This is a genomic window from Lactobacillus sp. HBUAS51381, from assembly GCF_012641095.1.
Classification (GTDB): domain Bacteria; phylum Bacillota; class Bacilli; order Lactobacillales; family Lactobacillaceae; genus Levilactobacillus.
This window is the reverse complement of the sequence record NZ_JAAVSC010000014.1, coordinates 1-25,359: the sequence shown is the minus strand read 5'-3', so window position 1 is coordinate 25,359 and position 25,359 is coordinate 1. Positions and strand designations below refer to the sequence as shown.

The 25,359-nt window shown below is 49.9% G+C and carries 22 protein-coding genes; 6 read left to right on the top strand and 16 right to left on the bottom strand.

Annotated features, from left to right (window positions below):
* Positions 1-2: 2 nt before the first annotated feature.
* The 3 genes from HEQ50_RS06360 to HEQ50_RS06350 form a co-directional block, all read right to left on the bottom strand.
* On the bottom strand, positions 3-554 hold the full coding sequence (locus tag HEQ50_RS06360) for a 5-formyltetrahydrofolate cyclo-ligase (RefSeq protein ID WP_168899688.1): 552 nt from the start codon (positions 552-554) through the stop codon (positions 3-5).
* A gap of 59 nt (positions 555-613) precedes the next feature.
* Positions 614-763: a 50S ribosomal protein L33 gene (rpmG, locus tag HEQ50_RS06355; RefSeq protein WP_081721478.1), complete on the bottom strand. Its 150-nt coding sequence runs from the start codon at positions 761-763 to the stop codon at positions 614-616.
* 431 nt (positions 764-1,194) lie between these two features.
* Positions 1,195-3,261, bottom strand: a complete 2,067-nt coding sequence (locus HEQ50_RS06350; protein WP_168899687.1) for a penicillin-binding protein 2 — start codon at positions 3,259-3,261, stop codon at positions 1,195-1,197.
* 165 nt (positions 3,262-3,426) lie between these two features.
* Between HEQ50_RS06350 and HEQ50_RS06345 the strand changes: the two genes are divergently transcribed.
* Positions 3,427-6,057: a YfhO family protein gene (locus tag HEQ50_RS06345; protein ID WP_168899686.1), complete on the top strand. Its 2,631-nt coding sequence runs from the start codon at positions 3,427-3,429 to the stop codon at positions 6,055-6,057.
* Positions 6,058-6,420: 363 nt separating this feature from the next.
* Here the strand turns inward: HEQ50_RS06345 and HEQ50_RS06340 are convergent, their stop codons facing one another.
* From HEQ50_RS06340 to HEQ50_RS06300, 9 genes are all read right to left on the bottom strand, one after another.
* A complete protein-coding gene (locus HEQ50_RS06340) occupies positions 6,421-6,726 on the bottom strand; it encodes a HesB/YadR/YfhF family protein (RefSeq protein ID WP_168899685.1) in 306 nt (101 codons plus the stop codon).
* A gap of 243 nt (positions 6,727-6,969) precedes the next feature.
* A complete protein-coding gene (gene greA / locus HEQ50_RS06335; RefSeq protein WP_168899684.1) occupies positions 6,970-7,446 on the bottom strand; it encodes a transcription elongation factor GreA in 477 nt (158 codons plus the stop codon).
* A gap of 105 nt (positions 7,447-7,551) precedes the next feature.
* A complete protein-coding gene (gene udk, locus HEQ50_RS06330; protein ID WP_168899683.1) occupies positions 7,552-8,235 on the bottom strand; it encodes a uridine kinase in 684 nt (227 codons plus the stop codon).
* Between the two features lie 3 nt (positions 8,236-8,238).
* A complete protein-coding gene (gene mltG / locus HEQ50_RS06325) occupies positions 8,239-9,372 on the bottom strand; it encodes an endolytic transglycosylase MltG (protein ID WP_168899682.1) in 1,134 nt (377 codons plus the stop codon).
* A gap of 178 nt (positions 9,373-9,550) precedes the next feature.
* Entirely contained in the window at positions 9,551-11,959 is a 2,409-nt protein-coding gene (pheT, locus tag HEQ50_RS06320) for a phenylalanine--tRNA ligase subunit beta (protein ID WP_168899681.1), read from the bottom strand.
* A gap of 9 nt (positions 11,960-11,968) precedes the next feature.
* Complete coding sequence (gene pheS / locus HEQ50_RS06315; RefSeq protein WP_168899680.1) at positions 11,969-13,015, bottom strand: phenylalanine--tRNA ligase subunit alpha; 1,047 nt, start codon at positions 13,013-13,015, stop codon at positions 11,969-11,971.
* Positions 13,016-13,389: 374 nt separating this feature from the next.
* Positions 13,390-13,755 (bottom strand): helix-turn-helix domain-containing protein, encoded by a 366-nt coding sequence (locus tag HEQ50_RS06310; protein WP_168899679.1) that lies wholly within the window; start codon positions 13,753-13,755, stop codon positions 13,390-13,392.
* A 36-nt stretch (positions 13,756-13,791) separates the two neighbouring features.
* Positions 13,792-14,289, bottom strand: coding sequence for an HD domain-containing protein (locus HEQ50_RS06305; protein WP_168899678.1), 498 nt, complete (start codon positions 14,287-14,289; stop codon positions 13,792-13,794).
* A 128-nt stretch (positions 14,290-14,417) separates the two neighbouring features.
* Entirely contained in the window at positions 14,418-15,188 is a 771-nt protein-coding gene (locus tag HEQ50_RS06300; RefSeq protein ID WP_168899677.1) for an RNA methyltransferase, read from the bottom strand.
* Positions 15,189-15,764: 576 nt separating this feature from the next.
* Between HEQ50_RS06300 and HEQ50_RS06295 the strand changes: the two genes are divergently transcribed.
* The gene (locus HEQ50_RS06295) at positions 15,765-16,037 is read left to right on the top strand and encodes an acylphosphatase (RefSeq protein ID WP_232842702.1); all 273 of its coding nucleotides are present in this window, start codon (positions 15,765-15,767) and stop codon (positions 16,035-16,037) included.
* 111 nt (positions 16,038-16,148) lie between these two features.
* A complete protein-coding gene (yidC, locus tag HEQ50_RS06290) occupies positions 16,149-17,063 on the top strand; it encodes a membrane protein insertase YidC (protein ID WP_168899675.1) in 915 nt (304 codons plus the stop codon).
* A gap of 296 nt (positions 17,064-17,359) precedes the next feature.
* On the opposite strand, the gene HEQ50_RS06285 is transcribed toward yidC, so the two are convergent.
* The 3 genes from HEQ50_RS06285 to HEQ50_RS06275 all read right to left on the bottom strand — a co-directional run bounded on the left by HEQ50_RS06285 (position 17,360) and on the right by HEQ50_RS06275 (position 20,262).
* Complete coding sequence (locus HEQ50_RS06285) at positions 17,360-17,764, bottom strand: YxeA family protein (protein WP_168899674.1); 405 nt, start codon at positions 17,762-17,764, stop codon at positions 17,360-17,362.
* Positions 17,765-17,920: 156 nt separating this feature from the next.
* Entirely contained in the window at positions 17,921-19,579 is a 1,659-nt protein-coding gene (locus HEQ50_RS06280) for an ATP-binding protein (protein ID WP_168899673.1), read from the bottom strand.
* Positions 19,576-20,262: a response regulator transcription factor gene (locus tag HEQ50_RS06275; protein ID WP_020090053.1), complete on the bottom strand. Its 687-nt coding sequence runs from the start codon at positions 20,260-20,262 to the stop codon at positions 19,576-19,578. Before HEQ50_RS06275 ends, HEQ50_RS06280 begins: the two co-directional genes overlap by 4 nt.
* Positions 20,263-20,678: 416 nt before the next feature.
* Between HEQ50_RS06275 and adhP the strand changes: the two genes are divergently transcribed.
* The gene (gene adhP, locus HEQ50_RS06270; RefSeq protein ID WP_168899672.1) at positions 20,679-21,695 is read left to right on the top strand and encodes an alcohol dehydrogenase AdhP; all 1,017 of its coding nucleotides are present in this window, start codon (positions 20,679-20,681) and stop codon (positions 21,693-21,695) included.
* Positions 21,696-21,785: 90 nt separating this feature from the next.
* On the opposite strand, the gene HEQ50_RS06265 is transcribed toward adhP, so the two are convergent.
* Positions 21,786-22,787, bottom strand: coding sequence for an NADP-dependent oxidoreductase (locus HEQ50_RS06265; protein WP_168899671.1), 1,002 nt, complete (start codon positions 22,785-22,787; stop codon positions 21,786-21,788).
* A gap of 65 nt (positions 22,788-22,852) precedes the next feature.
* Here HEQ50_RS06265 and HEQ50_RS06260 point away from each other — a divergent pair, with 65 nt between their 5' ends.
* Together HEQ50_RS06260 and HEQ50_RS06255 are read left to right on the top strand one after the other, a co-directional pair.
* On the top strand, positions 22,853-23,512 hold the full coding sequence (locus HEQ50_RS06260; RefSeq protein ID WP_232842700.1) for a TetR/AcrR family transcriptional regulator: 660 nt from the start codon (positions 22,853-22,855) through the stop codon (positions 23,510-23,512).
* A gap of 177 nt (positions 23,513-23,689) precedes the next feature.
* Positions 23,690-25,359 (top strand): IS1182 family transposase (locus HEQ50_RS06255; protein WP_232842699.1); only part of this gene is annotated, 1,670 nt, incomplete at its 3' end.

The following is a 25,359-nucleotide window of genomic DNA, read 5'->3' as shown; positions in this document are numbered from 1 at the left end:
CTCTATTCTAATTTAGCGGCGAGTACCGCGTCCAATAATATGTCAAAAGAATCAACGGGCCAGGTCGGCCGGTCAAACTGTTGGGCCGGCAGTGCCAACGCCACCTTGGTCCCGGTCGTCTGTGGCAAGTAACGGTCATAATACCCGCCACCAAAGCCCACGCGCTCACCTGTGGCCGCAAAGACCAACCCGGGAACGATGAGCAAGTCAAAGTCGCTCGGCGCAATCACACGGTTATCCTGGGGCTCCATCAGCCCAAACTTAGTCCGGGACAGCGTGGTCGTCTCGTCCATGACGTGAAAGGCCATTTGTCGGTGGGGCAACGTTTGGGGCACCGCGACGGTCTTACCGTCGGCCCGTGCACGTTCAATAATCGGCCGCGTGGCCAATTCGAACCCGCCACTGATGGTGGTAGCGATGGTTGTCGCCCGTTGATAGGCGGTCGACGACCACAATTGGTGATAAAGGTCATCGGCTGCCCGCCGCCGATCCGGCACGGCCATCGCAGACAGCGCTTGAATCGTGTGTTGCCGAATCTCTGCTTTACTTGGCATCATTTACCCCCTTGATTCTTTCGTCGTATAAAAAAAGGGTCGGACTCTCGCCCGTACCCTTACTTAGTTTCGCGATGCAAAGTTACTTTCCGTTCACGCGGGCAGTACTTCTTAAATTCAACCCGGTCCGGGTTATTACGCCGGTTCTTGCTGGATAAGTAGTTGCGTTCGTGACATTCAGTACATTCTAAAGTGATGTGTACACGCATTGTGGGTAACCTCCCAACTTGTTCAGAATTACAGGCATGAGCCTTAACTCGTAATATATTACCATTAATTCGGGACAATTACCAGCTATAAATCCAAATATGTTAAGGAAAAATACTTAACAGCTATCTTAACGCCTACCGACTGGGCTTCTCCTGCGAATGACCGGGGGTAAACCGCGGCCAGCCTATCCAACGGCGCTAGCGAAATTTAACGCTGTTGCGCTCGTCCTGAACGGTAGACTTGATAGGCTGACACAGTGTAACCTTTCGTGACAAACCTGTCAGTTAGAAATTGATCCGCATTCTCAACACTTAATTATTTAAGTGTTACCGCAGTAGCCGCTGAATCCCCGATCCTTTTCGGTACAACATCCTCAGCAAAAAGCAGCGTCAACCAGCCATTTGGGCCCGCTAACGCTGCTTCGCAAGACTTATTGATTAATCGTTGATGTTGACTGCACCGTCTTCCAGTAGGCGGCATAAATCTTCTTGGCTAACGTCATGTTGTTACTTTCGGCATTAACCCCCAAGTTCGGCATGGCTAAGGCCACCACCACCTGTGGATGCGTCGATGGTGCGTAGGATGCCAGACTCAGCGTAACCGTTTCGTTACCCTTGTAATACGTCTGGGCCGTCCCCGTCTTGGCCGAAATCTTCGGTGTAATTGACGACAAAGCGCCCCCGGTCTTGTAGGTGTTGCTCCCGTGAACCACATCGTAGAGCCCTTCCTTAACCAGGTTCTTTTGCGCAGTGGTCATGTCAATCGTGTTCAATACCTTAGGTTCTACGGTCGATTTGACGGCGCCTAGTTTTCCAGTCGACGTGGTGCCCCGGATGGACTGAACCACGTGAGGCGCAATCCGCGTTCCGCCGTTGGCAATCGTTGACATGTATTGGGCAACCTGCATGACCGTGTAAGCATCGTAGTTCCCAAAGGCCAAGTCCAAAGCATTCCCAATATGGGCATACGAACTCGAGCCTTCCAATCCAGAGCTTTCACCCGGCAAATCGATCCCAGTCTTAACTCCCAGACCGAATTGTTTGAAGTAACCCCGTTCGATATCAAACGCCTTGGTACTCATCGTCAATGCGGCACCGGATGAATATTTAAACCCGGCTTCCTTCATGGCCAACTGCATCATGTAGGAGTTAGACGACACTTCGAGGGCACCGGCCGCGTTAACCGCGATGTTTTGGCCCCCGGACTTGTTGAACCAGGACGCCTTCTTGACCCCACCAACGGTGATTGGCATATCGGTCAAGGTGCTGTTGGTTGGCGAGATCACGCCGTCCATCAAGGCACCGGAAACCATGGCGCCCTTGACCACGGACCCCATCACGATATCGCTGTTAATGGTTCCCAACGCGTTATCGGTCGTCTTACCCGTGGAAGGATCACGATCAACCCCGGCCATGCCGATGACGCCACCCGTATTCGGGTTCATCACCACGGCGTAGGTCCCGGTGGAGTTGCCACCAGCCCCGGCCTCGGCCGACTTAACCAGGCTCTGTAGTTGACTCTGGAACTTGGAATTGATGGTCAATTGGAGGTTATCCCCCTTCTGACCACCATACTTCTTAACTTCCTTCGTCACCGTGTTGTTTCCGGCTACTTCGACCTGCTTCTCGGCCTTGGTTCCGCGCAGAACGGATTCATACTCCTGTTCCAAGTAGGATTGGCCCACACTGTCGTTTCGGGAGTAGCCCTGTGCCAGCAACTCATTGACCCGATCACTCGGCAAACCGGTCTTTTCAGACGACACGGTCCCGATAATCGAGTTCATAGACTTACCGTTCGGGTAGTTCCGTGACCAACTCGTGCCCACCTGAACCCCGGGCATCTCGGACAAGTGTTCCCCAATCTCCGCAATTTCGGTACTGGAAACGCCCGAATCCTTGATGTAGGTCGTGGACAGCGCGTAGGCCCCGCTCATCTTCGCAAAGATGGCGGCGGCATTCTGCTGCGTCTTCGTTAATTTAAAGGATGAATCATTCTCCAAATAACTCAACGCCTTGTTATAGAGCGCCTGCGTAGACAGCCCCTTGGTGCCGGAAAGCTTACTTTCCACCGCCTTTAATCGATTCGTATCGGTCAGATAGTAATCGATCGACTGCCGTGGGGTCAGACTACTGGTTGAGACCGTCAAGTACCGGCCCAGTTTATTGGCGATATCGTACATACTGGTCGATAAGACGTTGACCCCTTTGGTGTACGAGATGGCCTGGTGGGCTTTGTTTCCCACTAAGACTTTACCGGTGGAATCGTAAACCATCCCCCGTTGAACATTGGTTGTCTCAATGGTGGTATCGGTCGAATTGACCTCCGCCTTAAATTTGGACCCGTAAATCACTTGCAAATACGCCAACTGACCAATCAGCGCTGCAAATAACAGGGCCACAATAATGAATAGGAAGTTTAACCGAAACGGAATCTGCGACTTCTGTGGACCGCCAGACCGCCGATTACGGTTGCTAACTCGATTATAAAAATTCTTCACAACAGCTCTGCTCCTTATTGTACAGCTACTATTTTACCAAACTTCTCCTGAGACAACTATCCCGCTACCGAAATTTAATGTTTCTATGCTATTCTAGAGAGCGAAATGCAAAATGTACAGGCTCCAAGGTAACTTTTATAATTTCTAAAGATTGAGGTGGCTTACTTGCAAGTACGAAACCGGCGCTGGCGCCTCTCACCGCGCCAATTTACCCTACTCGGGGCTTTTTTAACCCCTTTTATTCTCATGACGGCTTACTTTATTTACCGTCAAATGGCCCCCTTTGGGTCGAGTAGCCTGTTAACGGTCGATTTGGGGCAGCAATACATCGACTTCTTTGCTTACCTGCGTCGGGCCGTGCTCCACGACCCCAGCAGTATCTTTTATTCTTTCGCCAACGGCTTAGGCGGTGAAATGTTAGGCACCTGGGCTTACTATCTGCTGAGTCCGTTGAATTGGCTTCTCCTGCTCTGTCCGGGGGCATCCCTGACGACCGGGGTCTTCTTCCTGACCGTTATCAAGTACGGCCTGGCCGGCTTAGCCTTCGCCTGGTTATTACTCAAGACGACGCAGCAGTCCGGTCTCAAGGCGATTACCTTTGCCACGGCCTACGCGTTGATGGGGTGGTCCATCGCCAATCAACTGAATGTCATGTGGCTGGATGCCGCCTATCTGCTGCCGTTGGTCTTTTATGGCTTGTACGTATTGCTGACGACCGGCAAATGGCGCACCTATGTCATTTGGCTGACCCTTTCGCTGATTATCAACTACTACATGGCCTACATGATTTGTCTATTTATGATTTTAACCTTCATCTTTCTCGCGGTGGATCGCTACACGACCTTCCGTGACACGCTTAAACAAGCGGGACAGTTCGCCTGGACCTCTATTACTGCCGGGCTCCTCTCCGCAGTCGTGTTGTTGCCAACCTGGTGGTCGCTAGCGCAAAGTAAGGCCCAGTATACGGTCACGTCATTCAAGTGGAAATTCGAATTTTTCCCGCCGAAGATGCTGGCTAAGTTCTTCTTAGGGGCTTTCAACTTTGATCAAATGCCGGACGGAACGGCCAACCTCTTCATCGGGGCCATCGCCCTACTCGGTGCCCTGTTTTACTTCGGCAATCGTCAAATCGCATTACGGACCCGAATCACGGCGGCAATCATCACCGGTTTCTTGGCGCTGTCACTGTGCGTACAACCCCTGGACCTCCTGTGGCACGCGGGCCAATTTCCGGTCTGGTACCCCTACCGGTTCTCCTTCATCGTCAGCTTCTGGCTGATCTGGCTGGCGGCACAGACCTTGACCGATGACTTCGAGCCCGGTTGGCTGGCCATCGCCATCGTCACAATCATCGTGGCGGCTGGTGCTGCTTACGTGGCCTTAAATCTGAAACACTTTAAATTTCTACAGATGAATCAACTCCTACTGGGCATGTTCTTCGTCGTCATGGCGCTGATTCTGACGACGCTACCCATCAAGAATTACTGGATCTACCCGTTGATGTTCTTCGTCATCGGCGTGACCGAAGTTGCCGCCAACGCGTTCACCTCGTTAAACAACATTAGCTACGTCTCTCAGGGCGAATACGGAAACTATACCAATGAGCTTCAGCGCTTGGTTAATCGCGTCCAGAAGAAGGATCAGAGCTTCTATCGCATAGGTAAGACCTTTATGCGAACCAAGGGCGATGCCTTCCAAACGGGGTTCAACGGCGGGGGCGTTTTCTCTTCCGTCCTTCCTAAGGCTGTCCCGGCCTTCTACGGCAATACCGGGAATCCCGATGGTGACGGCTTTGTGGCCTACAGTAACGGGACGCTGGTCACGGATTCACTGTTGAATATGAAGTATTATTTCCAGCAAAAGGAACTTTCTGGGGCTCTGAGCGGCTCCAGCATGCTACCAGCCACGTCTAACAAGGCCGACGTGGCCGATTACACGAAAGTTGCGACCGATCACTGGGCAACTACCTACCGCAACCCTTACGCCCTGCCATTGGGCTATGCGGCCAACGCCCAGATCCTGTCGTTAAAGAATAAGACGGCCGATCCCGCCCAATATCAGGCCAACTGGCTTGCTGCTTTAACGGGTAATCCGGCCGACCGGAAGCTCTACGTGGCGGAAAACTTCGACCAAGTCACCTTTGCCAACATGAACCAGCAGACCAAGATTACCGGTGCCATGCTGCAGAAGAAGAACCTGCTCAAGCCCGGGAGTATCACGTTAACCATGAAACCCACGACCAATGATCCGTACTACCTGACGTTTGGCTCATCCGTTAACCCGGATAATGCGACCTTTGTGCTCAACGGGAAAACCTTGAATCAGTACAAGACGTATCGCAATACCATCCTCGTCAGTGTGGCCGACCACGCCAAGGGCAAGACCATCAAGTTGACCATTACCCTGAAGAAGGGTTCCCTGTGGCTGGAAAACTTCACGCTGTATCGACTGAACGCCAGCTTGTTCAAGTCCGCGGTAACCCAGCTAAAGACGCAACCCTGGCACCTCACCAAGCACTCCAGTCGCTACTTCAGCGGGACGATCACCACAACCAAGGCCAATGAGGTCTTGAACACCTCGATTCCTTACTCACAGGGTTGGCACGCGACCGTTAACGGGAAGCCCGCCAAGACCTACAAGACGGTTGGGATGTTTACTGCGGTGAAATTACCGCAGGGCAAGAACACCGTGACCCTGTCCTACTGGCCGCCCCTGTTGAACCTGGGGTTGCTCGTCAGCGGCTTAACGTTGGTCGTCCTGACTGGCGGTTGGTGGCTCGTTCACCGGCGACGGTAACGCCACCCCAGTCGCCTTACCGTTCGCCAAATTTGGTCTGGAACGCTGTGGGAAGGACCGGGAAAAGCCAAAGCCCTGTCTTTTCCCTCGCTTTGAGCCGTCAGCCCGCGTCTCAGGTCGCAGGCGATCCCCACAGCACCGGAATCTTTGGCGTTGTTGATGACGACAAGTCTTGCCATCTGGGGACTAGCACGTGTTCGTGAACTTTCAACCTTTAGTAACTTAACCTGAACCAAACAAGCGGTCCGCCAGATAAATTGGTGGACCGCTTGTTTATTCGTAATTTAATGCATCTGGGAACATAACTTGTTGCACCGTGGGCCAAAGGGCAACTGATTTCCCCCTGGTCCAACATTATCACAACTAGTCCAGTTCGCCATTCTCATCGTAAATATAGGTCGGCCCATCGGTCTTGGGATCGTAATCAATGGTCAGATCGTACCCGACGAAGAACCATTGATCCCCTTCAGTAATGTAGTAGGTCACATCATCTTTAGTCGCCGTCACAACCGGATCGCGGGGATGGTCGTCCGGCGTCATCCCCAGTGAGAAGCCTTCATGCACTGGCGTTTTACCGTAGACCTTGCCAAAGAACCGGATGCCGCGACCTGTCATTCCCATTTCTTCTCGAAACCATTTACTTGCTGCATCGGTAACCGTAATTTTCATTATCCAAGACTCCTCTTAGGCAGACTGTGAATCCGTTTTCACGTTCCACTCCTTTATAACATGCAGGGGCCGTTCTTGGCAAGTTTCCGACACAGCACCGACTTGATTTTACCCCTGCAATCGTCTGTCACCGGTCTCGTTGATCTCAAAACCAGCGGCCTGATCGCAAAAAAGCCTCGGCCCCACAAGGCCCAGACTTTTGTTGTTAGTCGCAAATTTCAGGTTACGTCTTTAAGCGCGTACTTATTCCACGTCCAAAATCTTCACGGACATGTCGCCACCCGGCGTATCAAAGGTTACTTCTTCGCCCTTGCGGTGGCCCAACAGTCCCTTCGCAATCGGGGAATCGTTGGAAATCTTACCGGACATAGGGTCGGCTTCAGCGGCCCCCACGATAGTGTATTCTTCAGGTTCCTCGTCGGGTAATTCCTTAAACGTCACCTTTTTACCAACCGTGATCTCGTCCTTGTCAGTCCCATCGTTATCGATGATCTGAGCGTATTGGAGCATCCGTTCGACGGTGCTGATCCGCGTTTCCAGCATACTCTGTTCGTCCTTTGCTGACTCGTACTCCGAGTTTTCGGATAAGTCACCGTAAGAACGGGCAATCTTGATCCGGTCAATAACTTTTGGCCGTTGTACCATCTTTAAGTCTTCCAGCTCGGTTTCGAGCTTTTCTTTACCTTCTTCAGTCATTGGATACATTTTATCTTGTGCCACACTGGCCACCCCTTTAAATTGATTTTTTTAATGTCAACGCGCACGCTAACTTAAATTTTAATTTGTAGAAAAGGTTAGCTGGTAAACCAGCTAACCCGTCCTATTCTATATGGTTGTATCTGGATTGTCAAAAACTTGTTCATTGCCACTAGCTTCGAGGATCGCCCGAATCTTCGTGACCAAGAGATCAATTGCGACCTGATTTTCGCCCCCCTCGGGCACGATCAGATCGGCGTAACGCTTCGTGGGTTCCACGAATTGATGGTACGTTGGCTTAACGGTGGCCAGGTACTGTTGAATGATGGATTCCAAGGAACGGCCCCGCTCATTCATATCCCGTTCGATGCGCCGAATAATGCGAATATCATCGTCCGTATCGACAAAGACCTTGATGTCCATCAGGTTCCGTAGCCGTTCGTCATCCAGGATCAGAATCCCTTCCAAGATGATGACGTCCCGCGGTTCTTGATGAATCGTCTTGCTACTCCGCGTAGAAAGCGTGTAGTCGTAGACGGGCTTTTCAATCGGCTTACGGTCCAGCAACTGCTTGAGCTGCGAGATCAGGAGATCCGTGTCAAAAGCCAAGGGATGGTCATAGTTGACGGCCGCCCGTTCTTCCATGGTCATCTCGGATTGGTCATTGTAGTACGAATCCTGTTGTAGAATCATGATGGAATGCCCAATCAATTGATTAAAAATTGCCCGACTAACCGTTGTCTTGCCACTCCCGGAACCCCCGGTAACCCCAATAATAATCGGTCGCTTCTTGTCTGCCAACACTGTCGCCATCCTTTACTTGTTATCACTTGCTAATGAACTCGTCTTTTCTTGATGTTGCGCGTAAGTCTGGGAGAAGTAAACCTTCCCCGTCTTGGTATTCGCGATAAAGTAGTAGTACCCCTTCTTCTGTTCCTTAGGATGTAACACTGCCTTAATGGAAGATACACTTGGATTATCGAACGGTCCTGGACCATAACCGGTGTGCACGTACAGGTTGTATGGTGATTTGACCTTAAGATCCTTATACGTCAACGTTTTCTTAGTCGTCTTCAACGCGTATTGAACGGAAATGTCAGATTGCAAAGCCATTCCAGCTTTGATCCGATTCAAGAAGACGCCCGCAATCTTATCACGATCCGTTTGCGAGACCCCTTCACGTTCGATTAACGATGCTAACGTCATGACTTCTTGGACGCTACGCTTTTGCTTCTTGATGGTCGCATAGCTTCCCTGTAAGTTCTGGTCGGTCTTAGCCACCATTTGTGTCACGATGTCCTTGAGGGTCATCTTCTTGCCGGCTTGATACGTTGCCGGTGCCAAGTACCCCTCCAAACGATAGCGCACGTGCTTGGCCGTCTTAGCTGAACTCAGGAGTTGTGGATACTTCTTGGCCAACTGGTCAAAGAAGTGCTGATCCTTCATCAGATTGAGAAATTCGGTCTTCGTAAAGTCCGTCTGAATGGGAATCTCGGCGGCCAACTGATCAACGGTCTCGCCCTCACGCACTAACAACTTGCCTGCTGTACTTTGAATCGGTTCTGCCGATCCACCCTTTTGAAGCTGTTTGGCAATTTGCTTGAGGGTCATTGACGGTTTGAGCTGGTAATACCCCGCCTGAAAATTCGTGAACTTATTGGACTTCACGTAATAGTTGAAGACCATCCCACTCTTCACAATCTTCTGATCCTGCAAGATTTGTCCAATCTTATTGGAAGTTGCCCCCAGTGGCACGTGGACTTGAACCACGTCATTGTCTTTCGTATTCATCGGCTTGAGGGCCGTCTGAAAGTAGTGATACCCGAAGATACCGATTACCACGGCCAGTAAGACCAGCAGACTCGCGACACCAATCATGATCCGTCGGCCAAACGATCGCTTTTTGCCCGAATCCTGCCTTGACGGTGTGGGCGTATTGCCATTATCCAACTTATTTCCTCCGTTCTATAGCCATAGTCTTCTCTATTATACAGAAATTCCCAGAACGCGGAAGCCTGAAAGCGCTACTTTGATAAAAATGTAATAAATCGATCCACCAATCATACACTTAGCAAAGACGCGTTCGATTTCTAACTGAGAAATCAAGCGCGTCTCTTCACTGATAATTTTATCGAATCTGAGCCCCTAAGTCGTCTTCTAGACGCTTAGAAACCTTGTCAAACGCCTGGGTGACGGCATCGTCAACCAACGTTTCATGCTTATCTTGGTAGGTTAACGTGTAGGCCAAGGACTTCTTGCCCTTCGGGACCTTCACGCCATCGTACACGTCAAATAGCTTGACGGATTGTAGGAAGGCACCCCCGCGACGTTCGATCAACGCCACGACTTGGTCGTTGGTGATGTCATCATCCACCAACATTGCAATGTCTCGCGTAATCGCTGGGTAACGGGAAATCACGTCGTATTGGTTCTCCTGCTTAGGCATGTCGATGATGGCTTGCAGGTTCAATTCAAAGACGTAAGTTGCCGCAATCTTAAATTGCTTAGCGACCAATGGGTGAATCTGACCCAAGAACCCAATCCGGTGACCGTGAACCAAGATGTCGGCGGTCCGACCCGGGTGCATTTCCGGCATGTCGGCGTTTGGCACGTAGGTCACGTCACCATTAACCGCCATATCCTTCAAGTAAGCGGCCACGATCCCCTTCATTTGATAGAAGTCGACCGCTTTGGCTGGTTGGTTCCAGGATTCGGGCATCAACGTTCCGGTAATGGCGCCGGCAATGTGTTCCTCTTCGCTAGGGCGGTCATTGCCGTCTTCACGGTAGAAGACCCGCCCCTGTTCGTAGAGCGCCACGTCCTTCACCTTCCGAGCGGAGTTGTAGGCAATGTCATCCAATAAACCAGAGATCACGTTCATCCGTAAAACGGCGTGGTCCACGGTCATTGGCCAAGCCAAATGCGTCGGTTCGCTGGCCTTCATCATGAACATCTGGGCCTTGGCTTCCGTTGTCAGCGCGTAGGAAATCGCCTGGTTCAGGCCCAAGCCTTCCAGCGAATGCCGGGTGGCACGCATCAGCCGTTGCTTGCTTGTCAGTGTACCCATGGTCATCCGGCCCGTCGGTAAGGTTGCGGGGAGTTGATCGTAACCGTAAATTCGGGCAATTTCTTCCAGCAGATCGGCCGGAATGTGAATATCATTGCGCCGAACGGCAACCGTCACCGTCAGCTTATCGCCACTAACGGCGACCGTGAAGCCCAGGCTTTCCAGAATGTGGGTCACTTGATCCATCGTTAAGGCGGTCCCCAGAATCGCATTGACGTGGGTCAACGTGATGTCAATCACCGCGGGATCAGGCACGTTATCGCTGCCCACCACCGTACCGACTTGTACCTCACCGTCGGCCAATTCTGTCATCATCTGTGCGGCCGCATCCAAGGCTTCCTGAACACCGGCTTGGTTAACGCCCCGTTCGAAACGTTGGGACGCATCCGTATGCAAATTGTGCCGTTGAGCCGCCTTGCGAATGTGATCGTGCTCAAAGACGGCGGATTCAATAGCGACCGTGGTCGTCCCGTCTTGAATCGACGTGCTCAGGCCACCCATCACACCGGCTAAGGCGATTGGCGCCTTTTCGTCGGCAATCACAATGTCCGTTTCATCAAGGTCGTGGTCGTTTTCGTCCAAGGTCGTTAATTTTTCACCCGCCTTGGCCGTCCGAACGTAGACGTCTTCGCCAGCAAACTTGTCGTAGTCAAAGGCGTGTAGCGGTTGGCCGTACTTCAACATGATGTAGTTGGTAATGTCCACGACATTGTTGATGGGCCGCAATCCGGCATTCCAGAGACGAATCTGGAGCCACATTGGACTCGGTGCCAACTTGACGTTCTTGACCAAGCGCATCCGGTATTGCGAGGAGAGCTGGTCGTCCACGTGAACGGTCAGTTGGTCCTGAATGTCGGTACCTGTTTCCTTAACGTCCGGGCGATCCAGCTTGAGTGGCTTGTCGTAAATGGCCGCCAGATCATGGAGTGTCCCGTAAAGACTCAACATGTCCCCACGATTAGGCGTGACGTCTAAGTCAATCAGGCTGTCGTTCATGCCGAGGTAATCGTAGACGGCATCGCCCGGCTTAGCATCGGCTGGTAAGACGTAGATGCCATCGACGTACTTCTTCGGTACGACATCTTCACTAAAACCAATTTCTTGAAGGGCACAGATCATCCCCGCGGACGGTACGCCGCGCATCTTGGACTTCTTAATCTTCACGTTGTCGGCAATCCGAGAGCCTGGCAAGGCCACAATCACGTTTTGGCCGGCCGCAACGTTGGGCGCCCCACACACAATTTGCAAGGGGTCATCTTCACCGACGTCAACTTGGCAGATGTGCAAGTGATCGGAGTCGGGATGGGCGACCATGGAAAGGACGTGACCAACCACGATCTTCTTGAGGCCATCGCTAGGCGTCGTCACACTATCGACTTCCACGGAAGTTCGTTCGATCTTTTCCGCCAAATCAGCGGGTTTTACGTTTAAGTCTAAATATTCTTTAATCCAATTGTATGAAATCTTCATGGTTGGCGATTATCCTTTCTTTGTAAATTGGGTGAGGAACCGGACATCATTTAAGTAGAAGTTCCGGATGTCATCGACCCCATACTTCAACATGGCAAAACGATCGGGACCAACCCCGAAGGCAAACCCGCCGTAAACGTCAGGATCGACGCCGGCCATCTTCAAGACGTTTGGATGCACCATTCCGGCACCCAACACTTCGATCCAACCGGTGTTCTTGCAGACTTTGCAGCCCTTACCGCCGCAGTTAAAGCAGGTAATGTCGGCTTCAACGGATGGTTCGGTAAATGGGAAGTAGCTGGGCCGCAACCGCACGTCGAATTTGTCTCCGAATAATTCGTGGGCCAGGACCTGAAGTGTCCCCTTTAAGTCGGCCATGGTAATGTGCTTATCAATGACCAGTCCTTCCACTTGATGGAATTGGTGGGAGTGGGTTGGGTCATCGGTATCCCGCCGATAAACAACACCGGGAGAGATCATCTTCAAAGGTCCTTGGCTGAAGTCGTGCTTTTCCAGGGTCCGCGCCTGCATTGGCGAGGTCTGGGTCCGCATCAAGATTTCCTTGGTAATGTAGAACGTGTCCTGCATATCACGGGCGGGGTGATTCTTCGGCAGGTTCATCATCTCAAAGTTGTACTTGTCCTCTTCCACTTCGGGACCACTGAGCACCTGATAGCCCATTCCCAAGAAAAGGTCCTCAATCTGATCCACAATCTGTTGGATCACGTGGGGTTCACCCTTGGCAACCGGCGTTCCTGGCAGCGTCACGTCCACCGTTTCCTTGGCCAATTGGGCGTTTAAGACCGCCCGTTCGAGCTCTTCCTTGCGTTGCGTCAGGGCATTCGTCAAATCATCACGAATCTCGTTAGCGAAGGCCCCGACTTTGGGCCGTTCCTCGGCATCCAGGTCACGCATCCCGCGTAAGACCTCGGTAATGGGGCCCTTTTTCCCTAACAACTGGACGCGCACTTGATTAACGTCTTTTAAGTCTGAAGATTGCTTGATATCAGCTAAACCGCGTTGCCGCAATTCGCTAAGTTTATCCTTTAACGACATACGTCATCCTCCATTTTCTTTTACTTTCCTAATTCCGTTAGCCCGTCACTTCTGAGTGTTAACCGTAAATGGCCACAAAAAAAGGCTCCGTCCCCATAACTAGGGACGAAGCTTCGCGGTACCACCCTGATTCAGTCGATCCCCGCAGGCATCAACCACACTCAGAAGTGATAACGGTCACTCACCGGAAAATCATTCATCGTGTCACCACGACTCCCGATTACAACTCAAGAACTGAATTCACCCAGTAATTTGAAGTTTGCTTCCAGTCTTGGCAAACTCTTCCTGACAAATTGCACCGGCTACTGCTTTTCTATCATCGTTTTTAAATTTATTACAAGTTATAGACTAGCCGACTTTTGACCGACTGTCAACTACTTCTGGTCCGCCTCAGTGGGGCACGACCACTTATCCGACCACGCATGAACCGCGGCCATAACATCCTTGAATTCCTCACCCTTCGTTGTCAATTCGTATTCAATTAACGAATTGTCTGGAAAGGTCCGGCGAACGATGACGCCATTCACTTCTAATTCCTTCAGTCGTTCAACCAAGACACGGTCGCTACAACGGGGAACCTTGTGTGCGAGATCCTTAAACCGCTGGGGTCCCTCATGAAGGAGGACGTCAATGATGAGCCCATTCCACTTCTTCCCGAGAAACGAAAAAGTTTGCTCAAAACGCGGACAAAGTGAGAAATCAACCGTGTCTGTGGTCTTCTCTGATGACATCATTTGCATGGTAATTCTGGCCTCCCATCTAAGTTTCAACTGAAACTAGGCGTTAGGCGTAAGCTTCTCAACAAAGGCTTGGACGTGCTTCCGAGTCGGTCCAAAGAATTCATGGATCGCTTCATAGTCATCAACCAAGGACACAATGGCACTTTCCCGATATTTAGGCGTTGCCAGAGTGGCACCCCACATATGCTTTAAGATAATGTCCTTTTCCATCGGGCTCAAATCGGTCAGCTTTTCGGCGTTCCGCAGAGCGACTCGGGGATGAATAAAGGCATGCGAGCCTAAGTTGAACTTCGTCGTGCGCCAATCATAATAGAATAAATCGTGTAACAACCCACCACGTGCGGTGGCCCGGGTGTTCAAGCCTAGTTTCTTTGCAATTAAATAACTGTTATAGGACACCGAAATTGAGTGTTCCAAACGGGTTGAATGGTGATGCTGGGTATAATTCGCCAGGCGTTGGACTGGCTCCTTTTCCAACAAATCAGAAACTAAAGCGAGGTACTCGGGGTCATCACGCCAAGTAAGTTTGGTCATAGAATGCTTCCTTTTCATTTAGAATTATGATTTTTAGTCTTTCTCAATTACCCTATATCATACTTCCTTTTAAATAAAAAGCAATGAAAATGTCTTGAAAGTCAGCTTGATTTACCGTTTCTTAACGTTCAGCCCACAAGCCGAAACATGACAATTCCCGCTGCAACAGCAACGTTAAGCGATTCCGCCTGACCCTTGATGGGAATGTAAAGATTTTGTGTTGTCAGTTGCTGGAGATCCGGAGCCATGCCATTGCCCTCATTCCCCATCACAATGGCGCCGGCGGTCATCGCGGCCACATCACGATAATCCTTGGCTTGCGGGTCCAAATTCGTCCCGTAGACGGGCAATTGACGTTGTGTAAATGCCGTAATCCATGCATGGAGGTCGCCCTCCACCAGTTGAATGTGGAATTGGCTCCCCTGCATCGACCGTAGCACCTTGGGTAAGAAGCGACTCGCACTGCCTTGGCCCAGAACCACACCGGCTAGTCCCGCCGCATCGGCCGTCCGGACCATCGTTCCGATATTTCCGGGGTCCTGCACGTGATCCAAGAACAGCCAGGTCCCCGTGGCAGTGGCGGGCGTGACACTGGTGTCGTCTGGGATTGGCGCCGTGGCAAAGATTCCCTGTGGCGTACTGGTATCGCCCAAGGTTTTGGCGATGCTGTCGGTCAGTTCAAAGACGTCGACATTGGCTGGCAAAGCCGCTGCATGCGCGGCTAACTGCTCCGTTGTCCCCATGACGGCCGTCAGTGGCACTTGGGCCTTAACCGCTTCTTGGACCAGATGCCACCCCTCCAACAGGTAGGATTGTGTCGCCCGGCGGCCCTTTTTTGAAGTTAAGGCTCGCCACTGCTTAACCCGTTTATTTTGACCCGACGTTATTTTTTCTCTCACGTTACTCTCCTCCACTCAATTTGCACTTATTTATTCAAAAACTCACTTAATATATAGTAGATTTATATTTTTCTGCCCATTTTAGGCAGTCGGTGTTCCTGAAAATTGCCGACCAGCAAAAGGCCGAAAGTCCGCGAACACACTCCAGTCCCAGTTGGTAAGGCTTATCGCCATTAAATTAGGCATCAACGACCACCTGCGGCTGCCAGAGATTCCGGCGCTGTGGGGACCGCCTGCGGCCTGAGAAGCGGTCCTCCGGCTGTCTCCGGTTACAGTGGTTGAAAATCACTAAATGTGCGGTGACATCGCTGGAATGGCAACGTTCCGTCAGTTTAATTGGATACATCTCATGTAGCCGTGAGTGCGTCAAATTTGGCGAACGGTAAGGCGGCCAGTACACGACAATCATATTATAATAGGGGTTATCCTTGTCACACCAGAGATCTCATCTGTTTTCTATCTTTCAGCCTTCAGATCACACGACTAATTTTACCATATCACTAGGCAGCCGCGGTGCTTCGCGTTATGATTAATCTAAATTTTCCAGCATCCAGCATAAGGGGGAACTTTTTTGTGATGACGCAACATATCTTAGTCTCGGGACAGGTTCAGGGGGTCGGCTTTCGCTGGTCCGCAGCGCGCCTCGCCCAACAGTTGGGCGTGACCGGAACCGTTCAGAACCTGCCATCCGGGCAAGTCGCTATCGTCGCTAGTGGCGATGCCCAGCAATTATCTGATTTTACCCAGCAGCTCAAACATGGGGTGACTCCCTGGGCCATCGTGCGCGACCTCAACGTCACAGCGGCTCGACCCCAGCGATTTACCGATTTTCGCATAATCACTAGATAATCATTTGAAAATCACCACCAAATCAAGTAATATGTTTGATGTTAGCGGCGTTTTCGTCGTTTGGGGGCGTGCGCGCTCTACGTTTTAAATACAAAGGGGTTCAAAATTAATATGAAAATCTCCAAGAAAGTCACGGTTACCGGTGCGTTAGCGGCCATGGCCCTCATCTTGAGTGGGTGTGTCCAAACTAAAAACGGTAAACCGTACGGCTTTGTCTACGACTACTTGGCCGTTCCCGGACAACACGTCATGGACTGGCTCGCCCAGATCTTCGGAAACAGCTACGGCTGGGCCATCATCGTCCTGACAGTGATTGTTCGGATGGTCTTGCTCCCAATCATGGTTAAGCAGATGCGGAGCGCCACCGTTCAACAGGAAAAGATCTCAATGGTTCGGCCACAGATGGCTGCTTTACAGAAACGGCAAAAGGAAGCCAAGACACCTGAAGAACAATCTGCCGCTGGCCAAGCCATGATGGCAATGTATAAGGAAAACGGCATCAGCATGACGGGCGGTATTGGTTGTTTACCTTTACTGATTCAAATGCCAATCTTCGCTGCTCTGTATGCCGCAATCCGGTATTCACCAGAACTATCTGGTGCCGTCTTCATGACAATTCCGCTAGGGAAATCGAGTTGGATTTTAGCCGTTCTGTCCTTCCTCTCCTACCTCTTGCAAGCCTACCTTTCAATGTTGGGTATGCCAGAGGATCAGAAGAAACAGATGCGAATCACGCTGTTACTCTCGCCAGTAATGATCCTCTTCTTCACGTTGAGTTCACCAGCCGGATTAGGCCTGTACTTCTTCGTCGGTGGGTTATTCGCCTGTGTACAGACGCTCATCATCAACTTCTACCGGCCTAAGATTCGTCGGGAAATCAAGGAAAAGATGAAGGATCGGCCTGCTCCAGTTGTGGCTCCCGTGGCACCTAAACCCGCCACACCAGCGGCCAAAGCCGAGGCCAGTGCCAAGACGCAACAAAAGAATCGTAACCGGAATGCCGGTAAACAACAACGGCACCATTAATTAAAGTCTGAATAGGTTGTAAAAGTGCACGTAGTCGAGATATGACTGCGTGCACTTTTTTCGTTTCATCTTCACTTTTTAGCAACTTTTTCAATGCCCAACTACTGACCGATAACCTTATCACGATGCTTATTGGTCATCACAATTAGCGTCATTACAGAGGACAAGCAATCTTCTCAGTCTGACTATTGGTGACGGACCCATCTAGATGGATTTGGCGATCATCTATTTCACCCCTGAGTCGCCGACCAACCTAGCCCAACCGAAAATTAGTTCCTAACGGCTCGTACTCCAGTTTACATCATCATCAAATTCTGGCGAACACCACTGGGAACGTCATCCCTGTCGACGGCTTTCCACGTCTCGACGTTTTGCCCCTTCGTGGTAATCTTCAAATAGTGGTGGGGCTTTAATACCCACTGTGACTCGAAGTGAAGTTTACGTGCCTCGCCCTTTTGATTGTAGGTCTGCATCTCGTAGACGTACTCGTGCTCACCACCGCCACCAATGTAATGGCGAATGGGTTTAACCGTCGTATCGGCATACACGTCTTCCGTCTTAACCGCCGGATTCACATTATCAATCGCTAGTGCCAGCTCTGAACCGTGGTTCTTGGTCAGATTGGGCGTAATCACCGCACCGGCACCGATTAATACGAATAGGCCCCCACAAAACAGTCCGAATTTCAGTAAAAATTTCATTTTAGTTTCCTCCCCATATTGGTTAGCTACTAGAGTAACTAACTAGTTATCTCAGAATAACCGATCCCCCTTAACCTGTCAACCACCAAAATAAAATTGGACACAAAAATACCTCCACAGAACAATGTCCGTTCCGCGGAGGTATGCGTTTAACCTTTATGCTTTTGAATCCGGCTGATCATCCGAATCGTCCTTGGTCTGATCCGGTGAGCCTTCCAGCAGTGCCGACTTGATTCCCGGAATCCCGGTATCATTGGCTTCCGCCTGTGCCCGTTCCTTCTTTTCGTTCAGGACGCGTGCATCCTCATCCGACAAGATTGGCAGAGAAATCCGAAAGACTGACCCGTAACCGACCGCACTCTCGATGGTAATCTTACCGTGGTAGGCTTCAATGAGTCGTTTAGCAATCGCCAGCCCCAGACCGTTGCCACCCTTGGTCCGTGAACGGGCCTTATCTACCCGATAGAAGCGGTTAAAGACCCGGTCACGGTTCTCTTGGGAGATTCCCTCACCAAAGTCTTGAACGGCCACCTCGATGTTCCTAGAGTCGCTCTCGAAGCTCAGGTGAATTTCCTTTCGGGTCTGCGTGTATTTCACCGCGTTATCCAGCAAAATAATCAAGATCTGCTCCAAATGATTGCGGTACATCTGAACCTGAACCGGCCTGTGCACATCGTCATCCAGAATAAAAACAAAATCCGGATGAATCATTTTGAAGTTATCATAGACCTGTTGCACCACTTCACTGATATTAGTGACTTCATTGGTGTAGTTCACTTCAATCTGTTCGGCTCGTTGCAGGTCCAGCATTTCCTGAACCAGACTCTTCATTCGCTTGGTCTCTTGCAAAGAAGCCTTAATGGATTCGTCGAGCACCTCCGGATCATCCTTGCCCCAGCGGTCCAGCATCTCCATGTGCCCTTGAATGATGGCCACCGGTGTCCGCAATTCGTGGGAGACATCCTCTACGAATTGCTGTTGTTGATCCATGTAGCCCTGGGTGGTGTCCAACATGCCATTGAACAGGTTCCCCAGGTCACTCAATTCATCGGTATGCCGAATTTCCGGTACCCGTTTGTCCGTCTGGGGATCGTCCCGAACAGCATGAATGGTTTCGCGGATCGACTCAACCGGCCGTAAGAGAAATGACGCCAAGATATAACTCAGAATCGCGACGGCCAACCCAGCGATTAGACCCAGCACAATCGCTACCTGAAACAACTTGACCTGGGTGGCCCGATAATCTTTCAGATTGTCGGTCACTTGAACGTACCCTAAGAGCAGATTGTTTTCCTTGCTATGAATGGGCATCCGTCCAACCAGATGCTTGCGCTTGTTGAGGGTTGCCACCGCAATATGCTGCTTGTCGACCGCCCTAAACTTCGCGGTGACATCGCCTGTAGAGAACAACAGGTGTCCTTGGGGATTGTACACCGTTACCGTTTGACTATCGCGGGCAAGCGTTGTGACCACTGCATTGTTATAGAGGGTCCCCTGTCCAGAGTTGTTGGCCTCATCAGCCAAAACGTTCCGCGGACGCAACAATTGATCAACCTGACTATCCGTCAAGGTCGCACTCTGATTGCTTAGCCGTTCAACCACGACATTCAGCGAATCGGCAACGTGCGTCTTCTCTTGACGCATTAGAACCGTCATAAAGCTGTTAAAAATCAAAAACACGATGGCCGCAAAAATAATCAGCACACCCACAGCTGTGGATAGTGTCCACTCCCACTTCAGTGAGAATCGAAACCCTTTCTTAGCCTTAGGCGTCTGTTCAGGCAACTCGTGATTTTCACGATCTAACGTTTTCACGAACGCATCACGTACCCCGTGCCCCGAACCGTCTGAATGTAACTCTTCTGGCCGGCCACATCAATTTTATTGCGGAGATAACGTACATAGACATCAACCACGTTGGTTTCGACTTCGGACTCATAACCCCAAACCTTGGTCAAGAGAACGTCTCTGGCCAAGACCACGTTAATATTTTCCATCAGCGCTAAGAGTAATTCGTATTCCCGCTTGGTCAAGTTAATGACCTCATCGCCACGCCGAACAATCCGATTTTCTTTCTCGATGGTGAGATCTTTAAACTTCACGGTCGTTTGCTTGGTATTCTTCTGCTCGCCTTCCAAATGAATCCGCCGTAGCAGCGCCCGTACCCGGGCCAGTAGTTCTTCAATCGCGAATGGCTTCACGATATAGTCGTCAGCACCGTGGTCCAACCCAGAGACCCGGTCGATTACGGAGTCACGAGCCGTCATCATAATGATTGGCGTACTCTTGACTTCCCGAACACGGCGGGCCACTTCAATGCCGTTAAGTTCTGGCAACATCAGGTCCAGCAAAATAACGTCGAAGTCTTGGGATAGCGCTGCTTCCAACCCCGTTCGACCGTTGAACTGCACGTTGGTTTCGTAACCTTCATGCTTCAATTCAAGCTCGACAAAGCGGGCAAGATTTTTTTCATCTTCAATAATTAAAATTCGACTCATTGCGCTTTAACTCCTCTGACTGATTAAATGCGTCCGCCACCAACCAAATCCATACCGGCGGCGGACGTCCGTTGTTCATTTCAACATTTAATTTTATCATAGTTTCTCATAATTGTATGCGAAAACCACCAGTCGCTTCACATTTAGCGAATTTTTAAACGGGATCGCTAGTGATTTTCAAGCCAGCAATTCAAGGCAACCGGTTGCATACAATTGCTGTAGTTGCTCTTGAAAACCCTTCAAAATTTTTCTTTCACATTAGGCCGTTTACCCAACAATCCAAGAAAGCACTCATTGTCGGCTTTGAACAACGAATCACATATTATTTTTTTCGTTTTTGTTCACATTTTCACTTGAATTTGAATGAGTTTTTAGTATACTAGGCATTGTAGAAAAAAGAAAAGGGGTTTTTTGAAATGAAAGCTGCTGTTATTCGCGATTCAGTCGACGGTTACGTTGATATTAAAGATGTTACGTTACGTCCCATCACTCATGGTGAAGCTTTAGTTAAGATGGAATATTGTGGTCTCTGTCACACCGACTTACACGTTGCTGCCGGTGACTTCGGTAAGCAACCTGGCCGGATTATTGGGCATGAAGGTGTTGGTCGTGTTATCCAAGTTGCCGACGATGTTGACAACTTAAAGATTGGCGATCGTGTTTCCATCGCTTGGTTCTTCAAGGGCTGTGGCCACTGTGAATACTGCTTGACCGGCCGCGAAACACTTTGCCGCAACGTTAAGAACTCTGGTTTCACCGTTGATGGCGCCATGGCTGAAGAATGTATCGTTGACGCTAACTACGCCGTTAAGGTTCCAGAAGGTTTGGACCCTATCGAAGCCACTTCCCTGACCTGTGCCGGTGTAACCATGTACAAGGCTCTGAAGACTGGTGAAACGAAGCCCGGCCAATGGGTTGAAGTTGTCGGTGCCGGTGGTTTAGGTAACCTGGCTATCCAATACGCCCACAACGTCTTCGGTGCCCACGTTATCGCCGTTGATGGTAACCCTGACAAGTTAGCTGCTGCCAAGAAGGACGGCGCTGAAATCTTAATCAACCGTCATGACGGTGACGTTGCTGAACAAATCCAAAAGAAGGTCGGCGGTGTTGATAACGCCCAAGTTACGGCCGTTACTAAGGATGCCTTCACGCAATCCGTTAACGCTTTGAAGCCAGATGGCAAGTTAGTTGCCGTTGCCTTACCTCAAGGCGATATGGAATTGAACATTGCTAAGACTGTTCTGGATGGTATCTCAGTTCGTGGTTCCTTAGTTGGTACCCGTCAAGACTTAGCTGAAACCTTCCAATTCGGTGCTGAAGGCAAGGTTCACCCTATCGTTCAAACCCGTCGTCTGGACGAAGTTAACGATATCATCGACGAAATGAAAGCTAACAAGATCGTTGGCCGGATGGTTGTCGACTTCACGAAATAATTCATTTCAAAAACTTCAATACTTCTAAAAGAACCCCACGCTGCCGTGATAGCGTGGGGTTTTGTTGTGGGACGAACTTGGCGCGGTCTCCTATAAACGAATTAAGACTTTTCCTTGATGGTGTCCAGTCGCCACTAAACTTAATGCCTGATTGATATCCGCTAATCTAAGTTCTGTTGGATCGACCGCGGGAACGATACCTTCACGCTCCACCAACTGCGTAATTTTACGCAACTGAGCGCCGTCACTGCGAACAAAAATAAACCGATACTGGGCCCCCACTCGCTTGGCTTGATGATCAAGTCGAGCACCTGCTAATGAGAAAAGGGCTGTTTTTGTCCAGGAAAGGTGATGGCTCTGCGCAAAGTGCCGGTTGGGCCCCATAATCAACGAGAGCAACTTCCCACCCGGCTTGATAATCTGAAGTTCGTGACTTAGCTCCTTTGACCCAAGGGTATCAATCACGGCATCCACTGGTGCTGATTTTTCCCAATAATTCTCCTGCCGATAATCAAAATATTGTGTTGCACCACTAGCCAAGACGGCCGCCTTACTCCTGGCATTACCACTCACGCTGACGTGCAATCCCATTTCACGGGCGATAGGAATCGCCATTTGTCCAAACGATCCTGATCCCCCAGGAATCAGTAATCGTTCCCCCGGCTGGACATGCAGTTCTTCTTGTAAACCCTGGTAAGCCGTCAAGCCAGTCAGGGGCACCGCCGCACTGTGGGCAAAATCTAGATTTTGTGGTGTGAGGGCGACTGCCCGCTGATCAATTGCCACAAACTCCGCAAAAGCCCCAATCTTGTTTAGGGGTAGCCGCGAATACACCGCCTCTCCTACTCGAAAATCAGTCACATTAGCGCCAACTGCGGTGATAATCCCCGAAAGTTCATTACCCATTGTTGTTGGCAACACATAGTCCTGAATTAATCTAACCTTGCCGGTACCGATCAGTTGCTCTAAGGGATTGACGGCCGCAAACTGAACCCGAACCAGCACCTCATTTGCCGTTGGCGTAGGTATCGGAACTTCATTAATCTTGAGCTTAAAATTCTTATCGTATTTATATAACTGCGCAGCTTGCATGTTGGATGATCCTCCTCATAAACGGTAACTTTTCGCTCATTTTGTAACTCCTTGAGAATTCTATCATGTTAAGTTACAAAATTCAAATAAAGTTACTCAAGCCATCACTTATGCTACAATGGAGCAAAACAAGATTAAGGGAGGCGAGCCGAAAATCCTCTATCTCATGGGGCTTCGGCATTCATATGGCACTAACTCGCGACAGAATCATCCAAACCGCTGAACAACTGATTCAAGAAACCCATCATTCTGAAGTGACTTTGGATCAAATTGCAAAAACACTGGGCATCACACATGCCGCGCTCTATAAACATTTTCAAAACAAACAGGCACTTTGGGAGGCCGTGGCCGCCGCCTGGTTTCAGCGTGAAATTATCGACCGGATTCAAGGCGAGGCAGCCATCACACCCCAAAACCGGTTACACAACTGGCTCTGGGCCTTCGTGACCGCTAAAAAGAACGCGTACCATACCAATCCACAAATGTTTGCCCTCAATACCCGTTACATTGACAATCATCCCCAAGCGCTAAGGCAGGTCCTGACCCCTGCTTACCAAATAATCTCGCAAATCATGGATTATCATGACCGCCACAATGAACGGGCCGAAACCATTCTCGCCGCCTTCGCCATCTTTACCCTTCCCAATTTTAAAGAAACATGGGACGACCCCGACTATGCCCAACGATTTGAACGCAGTTGGAACCTAATCAAGGCGGGACTCTAGTTTTCCCTTTAAGCCGTATACAAAAAGGGGGCTGTGACATAAGTCCTCAAATTAAAGACCGGTCATGGAAAATCTTCAGGTTTTCCATGACCGGTCTTTTGGTATAATAAAAAATAAAAAAAGAGCACTGGTCACACCCAGTACTCCACGAAATTATCCCCGAAAGGACATCTCAATATGCAAAGTTATTATAACATGAATCAAACTACTTTGAGTATCGCTTTAGACTATGTTCCTGAAGAAAATCACCCAGCCCGCTACATTGATACGTTAGTGGAATCATTGAAAATCGACTATCACTATCAATTTGGTCGTCCGCGCGAATATGATCTAGCCGCCATGTTAAAACTGGTTCTATTGGCCTATACATACGGTATTTTTAGCAGTCGTCGAATCGAGCAATTCGCTCGTGAGAATAAACCAGCTGGTTGGTTTATTGCGGGTCAAGTACCTTCGTACCGGACCATCTGTCGTTTCCGTATTTCGGAAGAATTAGCACAATTGACCACTGAAAGTCTGAACAACTTAACGGTGTTTTTGAAAGAACAGGGTCTCGTTGATGACGTTTCATTTATTGATGGGACCAAAATCTTGGCCGATGCCAACAAGTATAGCTTTGTTTGGCGTAAGAACACGGTGCGCTTTGACAAAATGAATCGTGATCAGTTAGTTACGATGCTAGGTGAACTGCATGAAGCCAAAGTGATTGGCGAAGTACCGGCTGGTTCAGAGCTTACACCGGAAAGTCTCGACGCCATCATTGGGGTCATTGAGGATAAGCTGGTTACGCTTGATGAAGAAGTTCAAGCCACCAAGAAGGTCTCGCCTAACCCAGCTAAGCGTCAGCGGCGGACATTAAAATCACAAAAGCGTAAACTCGATGAACGGTGCCAAAAAATGCGCGAGCATCAGCAGCAACAGGCCATTTATGGTAATCGTAATAGCTACTCTAAGACTGATCATGGTGCGACCTTCATGCGGGTCAAAGAAGACCCAATGCAAAATGGCCAATTGAAGCCCGCCTACAACCTACAGATTGCGACTAGCAATCAATTTATCACTGGCTTTGACCTCTTTCAGAATCCCACCGATACGCGGACATTTCCAACATTTTTGGCTCATTTAAAGTCTCAACAAGCACTTGGCAAGATCGTTGTCGCCGACGCTGGTTACGGGTCTGAGAGCAATTATCGATATTGCGAAGACGAGTTAGATGAGCATACGTTCCTCGTGCCATACGGTACCATGCTTAAGGAAAATAGTCGTAAATGGCGGAGTGATGATCGCAAAGTAATGAATTGGGACTATCACGAAAAGGATGACTACTTCATTGATCCACACGAGGTGCGCTTCAACTTTAATCGTTATAGTGAGCGAACCGATAAGTATGGGTTTACGCGTCAATTCAAGGAATACGTCGCCGAAAAGTATGACGAGAACCATCAATTAATCCCGGCTGCGCTCACACCGAAAGGCAACTTGCGGCGGATCTCAGTCAACGAAGCTTGGGAGTATTTTAAAGCCAAAGAACGAAAACTGCTTTCAGCACCAGAAACTGGGTCAATCTATGCGCAACGAAAGATTGATGTCGAACCAATTTTTGGCAAGATGAAGGCTTCTTTGCATTTCAATCGGTTCTCGGTTCGAGGCCTTGATAAGGTCAAGAACGAAGCCGGAATCGTCGTCATAGCACTAAACATCCTCAAGTTGACCGCGGTAGGTCGACTTAGACGGCAAAAAGAGCACATAAAAAATACTAAGCTTAGAGGCATAAGAGTTATCCGACGGGATGCTCTTATGCCTCTATTACTTTATAGTGGTAGTGAAGACAGGCCGTGCTCCTTTTG

Bases quoted from the DNA above. Each gene is read 5' to 3' on its own strand.
- HEQ50_RS06360 (WP_168899688.1), bottom strand. From the start codon at position 554: ATGCCAAGTAAAGCAGAGATTCGGCAACACACGATTCAAGCGCTGTCT.
- rpmG (WP_081721478.1), bottom strand. From the start codon at position 763: ATGCGTGTACACATCACTTTAGAATGTACTGAATGTCACGAACGCAAC.
- HEQ50_RS06340 (WP_168899685.1), bottom strand. From the start codon at position 6,726: ATGAAAATTACGGTTACCGATGCAGCAAGTAAATGGTTTCGAGAAGAA.
- udk (WP_168899683.1), bottom strand. From the start codon at position 8,235: ATGGCGACAGTGTTGGCAGACAAGAAGCGACCGATTATTATTGGGGTT.
- pheT (WP_168899681.1), bottom strand. From the start codon at position 11,959: ATGAAGATTTCATACAATTGGATTAAAGAATATTTAGACTTAAACGTA.
- pheS (WP_168899680.1), bottom strand. From the start codon at position 13,015: ATGTCGTTAAAGGATAAACTTAGCGAATTGCGGCAACGCGGTTTAGCT.
- HEQ50_RS06310 (WP_168899679.1), bottom strand. From the start codon at position 13,755: ATGCAAATGATGTCATCAGAGAAGACCACAGACACGGTTGATTTCTCA.
- HEQ50_RS06305 (WP_168899678.1), bottom strand. From the start codon at position 14,289: ATGACCAAACTTACTTGGCGTGATGACCCCGAGTACCTCGCTTTAGTT.
- HEQ50_RS06295 (WP_232842702.1), top strand. From the start codon at position 15,765: ATGACGCAACATATCTTAGTCTCGGGACAGGTTCAGGGGGTCGGCTTT.
- yidC (WP_168899675.1), top strand. From the start codon at position 16,149: ATGAAAATCTCCAAGAAAGTCACGGTTACCGGTGCGTTAGCGGCCATG.
- HEQ50_RS06285 (WP_168899674.1), bottom strand. From the start codon at position 17,764: ATGAAATTTTTACTGAAATTCGGACTGTTTTGTGGGGGCCTATTCGTA.
- HEQ50_RS06275 (WP_020090053.1), bottom strand. From the start codon at position 20,262: ATGAGTCGAATTTTAATTATTGAAGATGAAAAAAATCTTGCCCGCTTT.
- adhP (WP_168899672.1), top strand. From the start codon at position 20,679: ATGAAAGCTGCTGTTATTCGCGATTCAGTCGACGGTTACGTTGATATT.
- HEQ50_RS06265 (WP_168899671.1), bottom strand. From the start codon at position 22,787: ATGCAAGCTGCGCAGTTATATAAATACGATAAGAATTTTAAGCTCAAG.
- HEQ50_RS06260 (WP_232842700.1), top strand. From the start codon at position 22,853: ATGTTAAGTTACAAAATTCAAATAAAGTTACTCAAGCCATCACTTATG.